The 12,322-nt window shown below is 50.7% G+C and carries 11 protein-coding genes and 2 pseudogenes; 1 reads left to right on the forward strand and 12 read right to left on the reverse strand.

The annotated features are described in order from the left end of the window. The 10 genes and pseudogenes from CRI63_RS09250 to CRI63_RS24330 form a co-directional block, all read right to left on the reverse strand. Window positions 1-188: transposase domain-containing protein (locus tag CRI63_RS09250; RefSeq protein WP_205713405.1), on the reverse strand; the 188-nt coding region annotated here is incomplete at its 3' end. A 111-nt stretch (window positions 189-299) separates the two neighbouring features. Beyond that, complete coding sequence (ogrK, locus tag CRI63_RS09255; RefSeq protein WP_000468308.1) at window positions 300-518, reverse strand: prophage transcriptional regulator OgrK; 219 nt, start codon at window positions 516-518, stop codon at window positions 300-302. An 81-nt stretch (window positions 519-599) separates the two neighbouring features. Next, entirely contained in the window at window positions 600-1,763 is a 1,164-nt protein-coding gene (locus CRI63_RS09260) for a phage late control D family protein (protein WP_135519300.1), read from the reverse strand. Then, window positions 1,763-2,242 carry a phage tail protein gene (locus CRI63_RS09265; RefSeq protein ID WP_016249379.1) on the reverse strand — a complete coding sequence of 160 codons (480 nt, stop codon included), beginning with the start codon at window positions 2,240-2,242 and terminating at the stop codon, window positions 1,763-1,765. The genes CRI63_RS09260 and CRI63_RS09265 overlap by 1 nt, the downstream gene beginning before the upstream one ends. Before the next feature lie 14 nt (window positions 2,243-2,256). Further along, a complete protein-coding gene (locus CRI63_RS09270) occupies window positions 2,257-4,704 on the reverse strand; it encodes a phage tail tape measure protein (RefSeq protein WP_135519303.1) in 2,448 nt (815 codons plus the stop codon). Beyond that, on the reverse strand, window positions 4,697-4,852 hold the full coding sequence (locus CRI63_RS09275) for a GpE family phage tail protein (RefSeq protein ID WP_000143830.1): 156 nt from the start codon (window positions 4,850-4,852) through the stop codon (window positions 4,697-4,699). Before CRI63_RS09275 ends, CRI63_RS09270 begins: the two co-directional genes overlap by 8 nt. After that, the gene (locus CRI63_RS09280; protein ID WP_001031303.1) at window positions 4,849-5,124 is read right to left on the reverse strand and encodes a phage tail assembly protein; all 276 of its coding nucleotides are present in this window, start codon (window positions 5,122-5,124) and stop codon (window positions 4,849-4,851) included. The genes CRI63_RS09275 and CRI63_RS09280 overlap by 4 nt, the downstream gene beginning before the upstream one ends. 56 nt (window positions 5,125-5,180) lie before the next feature. Continuing rightward, window positions 5,181-5,699 (reverse strand): phage major tail tube protein, encoded by a 519-nt coding sequence (locus CRI63_RS09285; protein ID WP_001251408.1) that lies wholly within the window; start codon window positions 5,697-5,699, stop codon window positions 5,181-5,183. Window positions 5,700-5,711: 12 nt separating this feature from the next. Further along, window positions 5,712-6,902 (reverse strand): phage tail sheath protein, encoded by a 1,191-nt coding sequence (locus tag CRI63_RS09290; protein ID WP_001286716.1) that lies wholly within the window; start codon window positions 6,900-6,902, stop codon window positions 5,712-5,714. Between the two features lie 150 nt (window positions 6,903-7,052). Continuing rightward, window positions 7,053-7,357: pseudogene (locus CRI63_RS24330) on the reverse strand (hypothetical protein). 587 nt (window positions 7,358-7,944) lie between these two features. Here CRI63_RS24330 and CRI63_RS09305 point away from each other — a divergent pair. Further along, window positions 7,945-9,234 carry a glycosyltransferase family 2 protein gene (locus tag CRI63_RS09305; RefSeq protein WP_240782738.1) on the forward strand — a complete coding sequence of 430 codons (1,290 nt, stop codon included), beginning with the start codon at window positions 7,945-7,947 and terminating at the stop codon, window positions 9,232-9,234. 222 nt (window positions 9,235-9,456) lie between these two features. On the opposite strand, the gene CRI63_RS24335 is transcribed toward CRI63_RS09305, so the two are convergent. Then, window positions 9,457-9,894 carry a hypothetical protein gene (locus tag CRI63_RS24335; RefSeq protein ID WP_240782739.1) on the reverse strand — a complete coding sequence of 146 codons (438 nt, stop codon included), beginning with the start codon at window positions 9,892-9,894 and terminating at the stop codon, window positions 9,457-9,459. A 1,958-nt stretch (window positions 9,895-11,852) separates the two neighbouring features. Continuing rightward, window positions 11,853-12,314 (reverse strand): annotated as a pseudogene (locus CRI63_RS24340) (phage tail protein); the annotation flags it as partial. Between the last annotated feature and the right edge of the window lie 8 nt (window positions 12,315-12,322).

Below are 12,322 nucleotides of genomic sequence, written 5' to 3' on the forward strand. Positions count from 1 at the left end.
GCCATGGCCACCACCATCCAGATAACCATGTCCCCCGGTAAACGACGGCGGCGAACGGTCGCATGCGCAGAAAGCGTCAGACAGTGCTGTATCCACTCGACGGGAAGGTGCTCTGCAAACAGTTGTGCAGAGGGCGGTGGCATAAGCGGATGGTCACTGAAATCGAGCAGATCATTTAGAAGTGGCATAAGAAAACGGCTCCCTGTTGTGGAAGCCGTTATAGTGCCGCAGTTTAAGGATCGGTCAACCGATCCTTAACTGATCGGCATTACCTCGACTGAGGGGCTTTCTGTTTGTAATTACATCCACATAATTTGCTGCCCTGACGGCAACGGGTGCGGCCTTACGGCGTGGACTTCTCCCGGCTTCACGATGTATCTCTGCACCGACTCATAGGTGATGAACGTGGCGCTGCAATTCACGTTCTGGCACTGGTGATAACGCTCTTTTGTCGTGTCAGTGATATAGCGGCTTGTACGCGCATGTGCGGCATGCTGGCATAAAGGACAATGAAACATCGCGAGCACCTCTTCCGGTTTTGTTGATGGTGCCATTTTAGTTAATTTATCCTTATAAAACAAACAGATAAAATAAAAACATCACTCATCATCTTCTGTTTCGTACTCCACATCAGAAAGCCTGACCTCAAGCTCTAAGGACGTCGTGAAGCCGCTATTATTCAGAAAATGTGTCACCTTAGTGATTGTCCAGTCCTGCTCGTCTATGACGCGCTTAAAGCCTGACACTCTGACCGGCGTTTCCGTGTAAATATCAGCCCGACCAGTGGCAAGGCTGATGGAGAACTCCGCAACGCCCCGTTGCAGTTTGTCCCACTTCGCCTGAGCGGCGCGCATTGCCTGCGCTTTCGTGGCATATACCGTGGTCAGGGCAAAAACGTTGTCAGCCTCACCGGCCATGTATTCACCTTCGCGCGCTTCCGGTACTTTTGGTGCTTTCTTCTGCGTGACCGGTTTCGCTTTCGGGTGCTCCAGTGCGCGCAGGTGTTTCTCTTTCTTTTTGCGTTTCAGTTTTACCTTCTGCTTTTGCGGCTTCGGGTCTTTGGTGTGAAGCCACTTTGCCGTTACGCCGGTATAGGCTCCACGGTCAGCAATCGCAAAATGATGACGGTCGCCGTCGCTGCGGGTGATGGTAATCTGCGGGATTTTTTTACCGCTGGCCGTCACCCCCTGCCCCGCTTTGAGAAACAACAGTTTTCCCATTTTTACCGACACCTCACCGCCGTTGCGTTCAGCAAGACGGGTCAGGAATTTCGCATCTGACTCCTGCGACTGGTCGATGTGCGGGATTTTAATTCCGGCCAGTGGCGGAGCGACACTGGCTTCCAGCCTGTTACGGGAGGCTATCGCTTCAACAATCGCACCGAGCGTGGTGTCATGCCAGGAGCCTTCACGGCGGGAATTGAGCGTCCCGCGAAAATCTGCACTCCGGGCGCGGATGGTAACCACATCCGGCGCGCCCCGGTGTTCAACCTCATCAACGGTAAATTTCCCTTTGCACACCAGGGCAAAACCTTTCCAGCCGATATACACCGTCAGGACAGCGCCACGAACCGGCAGCTCGACCTGCCCGTCGGCATCGTTCAGTTCAATATCAAGCTGGTCAGCCTCAAAGCCCCGGTTATCCGTCAGGGTCATGCTCATCAGACGGTCGCTGATATTGCCGGTAATATCCCTGCTGTCGAGCATCAGCATGTAATCCGGCGTCAGCGTACTGCCTGCATCAAATGTCAGCGTATCCAGCATTATCCCGCCCCCGTCATACCCGTGAATCTGGTCGCCATACTGCCAGCCTTACCGATGAGCGATTCCGCCTGTTTACCGATATCGCCATAAAGCGCGGCCAGTGATTCATCAACGCGGGTGAGCGACAGCGTAAAATCAATTTTCCGGGGTGTGCCGTCTGCAAAGAAAATACTCCCTGTTTCACTCACCTTGCTGATGACATACATGCCGTAAATCATGCCAGTGCCATCCAGCAACGGCCACGCCCGGCCTTCATCTGCCATCAGCCTGAGCGTGGTCATCGTCAGCTTTCCGCCGGTCAGTTCGGGATAAAGCACACCGGCAAGCGTCATGTTTTCCTCACCCACACCGAGAAACTGGTAGGCATCCCGTTTACCGATACGGGAATTTGACGGCCAGCGATAATCTGATTCACGCTGCATGGTCTGGTGTGGCAGCGTCTGGCGCATAAAAACAAACATACCTAACGCGAGCATCATTTTTCGTCACCTCCTTAACCGTCATGCATCATGCTGGCACGGGCGCGCGCACGTTTATCCCGCTCGTATTTTTCGAGCGCATCCTGTAACTGGCGGTCAAGCTGTGTCCCCGGCGCAGTACCCCCCGTCAGGCTGATGTGATATTCGTTTTTACTCTGGTCTACATAAGAGCGGCCAGCCGGTGCCGTGACCGGCTGATAAGCCTGATAACCTGCATAAGAGCTGGTCGCCGGAATATAACCACCGCTGCCATACGTGGCGGCTTGAGTTCTGGCGGCGGTCTGGTCAAGTGTGTCTGACTCTTTGTTGATGACACCGAGTTTTTCCAGTACCCAGTCAATACCGCTGCGCAGTTTGTTGAACGCATTAAGCGGCAGCATCAGCGCGTCAGCCAGTGCCTGCCCGAACATGACGCCCGTGTCACGGCAACGGTTCAGCGCGTCCTGAGTGGCTTTGACCGGGGCAATCAGGTTTTTAAACCACTGCCACGCGGCCTGTAACTTTTCGCCCAGCCAGTCAAACACCGGCTTAAGTGGCGTGAACAGTTCCCCCACCGGCGCAAATGCCGCTTTCAGCCCTTCCACCACACCGCCAAAGAATGCGCTGACAGGCTCCCAGTATTTACGGATAAGTAACGCCCCGGCGACAATGGCGGCCACCACGGCCACAACCGGCCAGCTAATCGCCCCGATGGCCGTCATAACAGCACTGCCAACCGTCGTGAAGATTGCACCCATTGCGCCTGCTGCCGCGATGATGGCATTGATGCCGGTGATAACCGGCCAGGCTACGAGGCCAATGGCACCGATGACACCAATCAGTGCCAGTGCACCACCGACAATGATGCCGATGGTTGACGCCAGTGATTTGTTTTTCTGGATCCAGCCGTCGAGTTTTAACACATACTTTGTGGCCGTCTGCGTGAGCTTACGCAGTGCGCCTTCCTGCTGGTCAAACAGGTCAGTCCCCACAGACTCATAAGCGGACTGAAACTCCTTAAAGTCACCGCCGAGGTTGTCCTGCATGATTTTAACCAGCTCTGCGGTCTTTCCGTCTGAGGCTTTAAACGCAGCGGTCAGTTTGTCCAGCTTTCCGGTTGAGGCGGCAGTCATCAGCACGGCGGCGGCTGAACTGGCCTCCTCCCCGAAAATGGTTTTCATATATTCAGCCTGCTGGGCAGTACCGAGCCGGTTTTTCTCAAAACTGGCCTGCATTTCTTTCAGAATGGTAAATATTGGTCTGGTGTTTCCCTTACTGTCTGAGGTTTTCACACCAAGCTCTTTCAGTGCATCCCATGCTTTTCCCGTCGGTGCCTGCAGGCGGCTTAACACGGCACGGCTTCCCGTCCCCGCCATTGAACCGGTAATTTTTGCATCATGCAGCGCCCCGACCATTGCGGCGGTTTCTTCAATGCTGACACCGGCATTTTTTGCCACAGGTGCGGCATAGGTCAGCGCATCGCTCATACCGTCAAAATCGGCGGCGGTTTTGTTCATCGTCATGGAGAGAACATCCCCGATATGAGCGACCTTATCGTTTGAAAGCTGAAAGGCGGATTTCATCCCCATCAGCAGGGCGGCGTTTTCTTCCATCGTGCGACGGTTCGCCAGCGCCATATTCAGCGTGACCGGCGTTGCCGCCTGAATGGCATCAACATCCCCACCGGCTTTCGCAATAATAATCTGCGCACCGGCTGCATCATCCGCCGAGGCGGCGGTATTATCGCCGAGCTGGCGCGCCTGCTTGCGGAGCGCGGCCATTTCGGCGGAGTCTTTTGCCACACCTAGCACGGCCTGCAATTCTGAGTTTTTCTGCGCAAACTCATAACCGGGCATCAGCAGCTTAACTCCGGCCATCGTTCCCGCAGCCGCAATCCCCACACCGGCAGCGCCAACTGAGGCCATATTTCCAGCCAGTTCCTTTCCGGCCTGATAACGCTGTTTGACTGCGTTAAGTTTTGCCTGTTGTGCACTGACACGCGCCAGCGCGTCACGCTGACGGTTAAGCTGTGCGGTGGTCTCACTGATACGGTTTTTCAGTCCCTGCTCATCATGTGCAAGATTGCGGGTATTAATTCCCACAGCGGCCAGTTCCCGCTGCTGGCGCTTAACGGAATCCGTCAGGCGGTTATATTTCGCCTGTAAGTCCTCCGCCGCACGCTTTGCGGATTCCAGCACTTTCGCCTGAGCACGGGTCGGACGTTCGGTGTTTTTAAACTGTGTGGCAAGGGCTTCGGCTTCCTGCCGAGCCTTTTCAAGTGCATGACCAGTCACGGCGAGCTGTGCACTGGTCTTGCGGAATCCCTCAATACGGGATGCGTGACCGTTCAGCTCGCGCAGTGATTTTTGTGTTTCCCGGATATCCCCCGACAGCGACTTGCTCGCTGTGCGGATGGATTTAAACGGGCGGGATGCCTGGTCAACAGCCCTGAGCAATACCTGTAATTTTACATTGTTACTCATTCGTGTTTCCGCTTCGCCGGAGCGCCTTTTCGCGCCATGTGATGAGTTCGGTCAGGCTCATGGGATACAGTTCTGATGGCGGCCAGTGAAATATCACTGCCACATCCGCCATCAGGTCATCGACCGACAGATTTTTCGGGAACGTCACTGCACCGAGTTCGGCGACAAAAAACCGACCACCTTACCGGCCAGCGCCACAAGGTCAGGCAGTTCCAGCGCGGCGACTTCCTGCTCGGTCAGCATCGGTGCCGTCATGCGCGGCAGCACCTTAATCAGTGCATCGACTTCGGAGTTCGCGACCGCTGCCAGACTGACACCGCGCAGCGTCCCGGCATTAGGTTTCATCAGCGTGACCTGTTCGATAACCTGCTCACCACGCTTGACCGGATTGTCCAGGGTAATCACATTTTCTTTGTTCATGGTTTTCTCACTTCTGAATCAGGGTTAACCGGTCAGCCAGGCTGACCGGATGAAAATCACAGGCCGATATTGCGGCGGTGTTGCTCCAGCCGGTCGACGCCGTTCACCTTCTCAATCATGTTGATGGTGTCAATTTCGACCAGCTCCTTACCGTCCATCGTCAGCCGGAAATAGGTGCAGACCACGGAGATTTTCGACTCGGTGTCTTCTCCCTGTTTACCCTCGCCGGTGTCGATTTCTTTCTGACGGCCACGCATGACCACTTCGACGGCCACCGTTTCGCCGGTATCGTCACGCTGGTAAGAGCCTGCAAAACGAATCGGCACGGCATCCACACCGGTTGCGGCGTAAAGTTCCCAGATAACCGAATCCGGGAAGCCCCCGAGCGACCACTCCATTGACAGCGCATCGTCATCAAGGCCGAGGTCTACCGGTGCGCTGCCGTTCATCCCCGCACCGCGATAGTTTTCGAGCTTACGGGTCAGTTTTGGCAGCGTGACGGACTTCGCGACGCCCTGATAGCTGTAGCCGTTCAGAAAGACGTTCATTAACTTGAGTTTGCGCGGCATTGCCATCGGTCAGGCTCCTTAATTGCTGTTAACCGAGGTGACCAGATTTGCCAGGTATTTATCGGTAATACGCTGGCGCAGGGTCAGGTTTTCAAGAGGAGGCACCGGGGTATAGTCGTAGTCGATATACAGTTTTCCGGCCTTGAGGGTTTCCGCATCGTTGGATTCTTCGCTGAACCAGCAGGTCGCATCCACGATATAGCCGTTTGTTTTCAGCTCACGGAATTTGGCATTGATACCGTCAACGATGTCGCGAATCAGCGTTGCGGTGATGGGCTTGTCCACCGCCCACATGTGCGCCTCAGCCATCGTGTCGGCCAGCACCTGCGCGGTGCGGGTGTAGTTTTCAAAGAGGAACAGCGGGTCATCAGAGCAGGTACGGTTACCCCAGAATCGGAAACCGTCGCGGCGAATCAGCGTAGTGACGCCTGACTCGTTAAGCAGGTCAGCATCAGTGCCGGACTCCTGCAAATCCCAGAATACAGATGCGCTGATGCCGGTAACACCGTTTACCCCGACGTTGGACAGCGTTTTATGCCAGCCCTGCTCCTGGTCGATTTTAGCGCGCAGACCCAGCGCACGGGCGGTGGCATACGCGGTGGCGGTGGTGCTGGTGACCGTATCCCATGCGAGGAAATCCGGCCAGATGACCATCAGCTCACGCTGGCTGAAATTCTGGCGGTAGGCTTTCACCTCGGAAATGGTTTTACAGCCCCATGCGCTGATATACCCGAAAGCGCGCAGCTTCTGACAGACAGATGCCAGTGCAACAGCCACCTCTTTGGTGTCCAGTCCCGGTACGCCGAGAATACGCGGTTTAACACCGGTTACCGACTCCGCCGCCAGCAGGGCTTTCAGTCCGGTGTACTGACCGTTTTCGTCGGTGGTGCCGATGATATTGGAAACGGTCTGCGCGAGTTTCGTTTCCTCGTCGTCGCCGGTGCCGTCTTCCACACGCACGACAACGGTGACCGGTTTTGACTGGTCGGCGATGGCCTGCAACGATGCCGCCAGCGTGCCTTTTTTACCGGCCTTTGCAATTGCGCTCTGCACATTGGTAATCAGCACCGGTTTATTGAGGGGGAAGGTTTCCGCATCCGCATCGCTGGCCGTGCAGACCATGCCGACAATGGCAGTGGATACGGTGGAAATGACGCGGGTGCCGTCGTTAATCTCCAGCACCTGCACGCCGTGATGATAGTCACTCATCCGTTTAACTCCGTGGTTAATGGGTGCAACTATTTTCTGTTGTGCAAAGCATGAGACGCTATTTGACCTGGATGGTCAGTGTATGAAACAACAGATAAAGGAAAGGTGGGCAACTTGCCCGCCTCTATTTATTGCGGTATTCCCGGCCATTCAGGATTTGTCGCAGCTCATAATTACCTGCAAAGAAACAAAGAAAAGATGAAAATACAAACTGTCTAGTACAAAGAAATCCATCAGACTTCCAACACCCCATACACGTGCCCCCACCACGGTATGCTGCTCCGCTTCCCTTTGCGGATATTTTCTATCCATCGACATTCAGTCAGGATATGCACGTGCGCGATGAAGAATGTACACACGACTATTGCCCTGTAAGCCCAGTTCCCGGTAAGAATAGCAACCAGCATCTGCGCTGCTACAGCACAAAGCGAGTGTATATTTGGGGGAATATCCATCATAAACTCTTCGACGAAACCACGCTGTGGTTTCTCTTGTTATCAAACCGAGCGGCATTATCACTAGGTTTACTAAATTGCCAGCTTCACTGTGAATGATATGCATGATAGAATCAGAGAATTAAATTATACAGAATTTAATCAATTCCGCGTTTTATGCCCGTTGCTTCCACGGGCTCTTTTTAAAAAACCATCTATAATAAATAATTGCATTCACTTTTATTCCAATACAGAATAGAATATGAAATCATCAATTTGCACCATTAATTTTCAAATCTTCCCCGCTTTCGAGTAAATGCGGTTTTTTTATATGAGCACAACTTCACATTAACTATTTTTATACTTATAATTTGCTTCGCTTAAAAATATTCAAAATGTACGCCAATAGATTTAATTATGTTGAACTTGTCACCAGCGAAACAATCACCACGCAAACAATCCCTCATGTTAGTTATACTGTAATGCGTTGCAGTATGATGTACAGATGACTTCATTAAATCATGTCACAATGTTCAGATATAATGCTTCATGTTATGAAGGTAGCGTTCTGAACATTCATAAACATTGTTAACGTTAGAGGTTGCATAATGAAAACCGATATCACTGCCATGTCTGAAAATATAGTGGAATTCTTTGAACAAACAACACTGCATGATTACATCAAAAAAACATGGCTATACAATGAAAATTGCTTCGTTATTGATTTCGAATACAAAGGCGTGAAATTTGCATTAGATTTCACAGCCAGCCAACCAGGTGTAAACGTGGATTTTGTTCTACGAAATAATTACTCTTTTTATACTATAAAAGGCAATACTAAAAAAGAAAACATTTCATCTTCTGCTATTTTAACAGCAGCCCTGCAAGCTTCTCTTCTAAAAATCACAACGGTAATTAATGAAATTAATTCTATTTATCCCTTTGATGTCTCAGTTATTATTCCGGTTCACAACCGAGAAACCCTTATTCTCGAATGCATTAAATCTTTAAACAATCAGACTATAGATAAAAATTGTTTTGAAGTTATTTTCATTGATGACTGTTCCACTGACAGGAGCATTGCCGCCATTGAATATAACATTTCGAGAGAAATAAATTATCGTATTATCCGTAGAGAAGTTGGTTCAGGAAATGCATCAGCGCCGCGAAATGAGGGAATAAAATCCGCAAAAGGTCGTTATGTGTTTTTCTTAGATTCTGATGATTCCATTCACTCTGACTTACTGTCCGATGGCATTCAGATGGCTTATAAAAATAATAGTGACATTGTATATTTCAAGCAGGTTTCCTCTACAGGAAGAGGGGTTCCCGTACGCCCATTTAAGGCAGACACAAATAAAGCGGACATTATAAAAAACCATCTTTTCAGATCATTAAAAATCTTCAAGCTCTTTAAAAAAGAGTTACTAATCAATAATAACATCTTATTTAACCCATCAATTTCAGTCTATGAGGACATGCTTTTTTCTTGCCAAGCTCTAACTGTAGCTAATACGATATCTATACTGGCAAGAAAAGGCTACTACTCTCTGAATCGCCATGAAGAACCACATCTATCTAAAACATCTTTCTCCATTAAACAAAGAGTCTTAGTATTACAAACAGGTTTGATTTATATCTTATCAAGTAATAAAAATGAAGCAGAAATAGTAAAAATGTTTAATGCGTGGTTGGTTATTTGCGTTGAACACCTGGCATCCATATTATCCAAAAAAAGTTTAACAACTAATGAGAAATCTCATATTTTCAACTTGATACATAAATCATTCTTACCATATACAGGGTTTGTAAATGAGCCCCAAATATATCCCGCACAAAGAGAGCTGGTCAGTTGTTTAATCTGTGGAGATTATTCTTCTTTTTGCGAAAAAATATAAAGAACACTTAGCTACAGATACTCCTCACTTTGTATCTGACGCATTTACCCCTCACTCTAAATTAAGGGGGAGGGGTTTCATAAAAATAATTATCTGATGTTATTTTTATGTGTCATCACGTCTTTTTTAACTCCAGTTGTTACGGGGAGGACAGTGACTCGTATCAACTAAAGTTTGATCTGTAGATAACACTATTTTAAGCAGATACTCATTAAGGCTTGTTTATTCTGAAGTCTCCAACTTCATCAAACGACGATTTAAGTCAACAAAACGTTCCATTAACAAATCCACCTGGCTGACAACAGCACGTAGACACCACCAGAGAAGCTCCTCTTTCCGGAAGCGATAACGGCTTCCAGCTTCGGTTGCAGGGCGAACAAGAACCCTTTCCGCCTGTCGGGTAAGCACACGGGTTGTCCCGCTCAACAGCTCCCCTTCATCCGAATAAATCGCTGGCTGAACCGGAATATCTTCATACTCTTCCGGTATATCTTCGTACTGTGCCTCCTCCGCTTCCCACGAATCCAGACAAAATGCGCTGTATTTCCGCCAGTCCAGACCGTGTTTCTCCATCACGGCTATCGCGGCCTGGACTGTCGGCCCGGCGTGCAGACGCGCGTCCTCGCCCTCCTCCTCAATTCTCTGTAACCAGCGCCACACCCCCGGAAGCCGTGCTATTTCTGCAAATGCCGCGTTTTCGGCTGCCGTCGCATCGCGCGGTGTATCCTTTACGTCGCATCCGACACAACGGTCGGCGAGTTGCAGAGATACACGCTCCGGAACGCTTTGTTGGGCGCACCCAGGTCGCTGGTATTGTTAACCGATGGCCGGAATGCGCCGTTAATATCTGTATCCATCTGCATGAATGCAGTGCCGTCACTACGGGCTGCAATTACATAAGCGTCAGCAGAATCGTCATAAATACCCAGATTCCCGGCTGTTGATACCTGGAAAGCTCCCGCCTTCAGCGTGGTGCTGATGGCCATGCGCTTCTGGGTTTCGTCATCCGATTTAATATTCACGCCCTGCAGGTATGCCACATTCCAGCGATTTGGCGATGACCCCAGATTCATTGCCTTGTCCTGGTCGGGATGAAATGACGGCGAGACCGGACTCAATAATACAGACCAGGTCTCACTGCCATCGGTACAATAAAGCCTTGTGCGTCCCGCCGACTGAGTATCGTTCATTGAGTAAAGGTTAATCCCGCCACCGCTCAACAAATCCACGTCAGCGCGTATTTCCAGACAATCGTGCACGGCGTTCAGGCGGTGTTTCCACTGAACGTAGCGGCCTGTGTATTCTCCGGTTCGGAACGCATCCCCGAACAAACGAAAAACAGCAGCAGAAGTGTCTGTATCCGGAGCCTCCTTTCTGACCTCAAATAACGGGCGATGCGAGCGCAGATTCTGCTCATAGGCTGCCACCTGGAAGTCTTCATTGGGTGACAGGGCTATATTTACAGCATTAGGACTCAGAAAAAGGCTGGCATGGCTGTCAGGAAACGCCACGCCGGAGTCCACCAGATAGCCTGTGCCGTCGTAAGCCTCCACGGAAACCACAGCTTTGCTGCGTTTTGTCGCCACGCCACACGTATAAGACTTCGTGGCATCATATTTCGTTGCAGCCGCCGTTCCATATGCTGTAGGCGTCCAGTAAGATGGATTCACCGGAGAACGGCCAGAAAAATTTGTTGCACGTGCTGCAAAGTATGCCCCCTCAAAAGAAACCACATCGGCTGTCTGACACCAGAAATCCATATCGAGCAGATACAGTTTTCCGTTATGGAGAGCCAGCCCTTCGGCTTCCTGCAAAACGGGATACCCCAGCTCTGCATTCCCCAGCATTTTCTGGCGACCATACCTGGCACGAACGCCATCCACATTGAACTGTCTGACAACTTCGCCCGTTGACAGGTTATATACAACAATGCGGTGAGTCAGAAATACGCCTGTATAACCGTAATAAGCAAACAGATAATGACCATCGCTGGCCATCCCCTGAAATGCCTGCGACACCATTGGCTGGGTGGACAGATAAATCCGGTGTTTAAACGTCAGAGAGGCGCGATCGAAAACATAAACTGTGCGGCGATCATCCCTGTTGTAATGAAGATGGACGGCCTCATCACCTGACTGAACAATTAACAGGCTTCCGTCTGCCGACAATGCCACCGTTATAATTTCATCCCCGGTAAAAAAGTCAGAGGTGAAAATCTCCGTACGGGTGACATCTGTCAGACTGGTGTCAGCCCCATTCCAGTTGATGATATTCACACCCTTGCCGTCAGCGGTCGGGGTATACAGCATCACGCGACCGTCTTCACATACAGCCCCGATACTCTGGTGACCAATATCAGCGAAAACGGGAGAAAACGAAATGACCGTCGGGTTTTCGTTTTCTCCGTCAGGGTTAAATGTCGTTTCAACAATCCTTACGCCACCCGATACAGGCTGATGCAGAAACATTCGGGTTCCCTGCGGCGTATCACAGATACAGAACCCCTGGCTCATCTTATCCGCGCCGTCAAAAATCCCGGCGTAGTCAATATCGTGGACAACTTTATGCTGAAGAACCACATCATCAATGACAGTACGATGAAGACTGGATATGGCTTTGTCGACGTAATCCTGCGTCGCCATCACTGTGCTGGCATCAATACTCAGCTCAACGGACGCCACGTTACTGACAATAATAACCATGCGGCAGGTCTGCGCACGTCCGGAACCTTCAGCCAGTTCAGGCTTATAGCTTTCCGCCATGTTGGCGACCGCAATCAGTGTTCCGGCATCGTCATACAGACCAAGCTCACGCATCCAGAAGCCGCCCACATCTGGCGGTACAACCAGTTCAGCCACAATATAGTTTTTATTCTTATTATCCACGCTGACTTTATTCAGGGCATGACGCCAGACCTCATGCACCAGCTTCGTCTGACCGGCATCCGGCACCGGCAATTTGCCATTACCGTCACCCACGGCCATTGCAGACAGGTTTACTTTTTTCCCGCCGGGGACAGTGGCGGCTGCCAGCTTTGCGGCTCCGGCAGTAGTGATAACGGTTTTAAATTTCGTGCTCATTGTTTCTC

The organism is Escherichia sp. E2661, assembly GCF_004745185.1.
Taxonomy (GTDB): domain Bacteria; phylum Pseudomonadota; class Gammaproteobacteria; order Enterobacterales; family Enterobacteriaceae; genus Escherichia.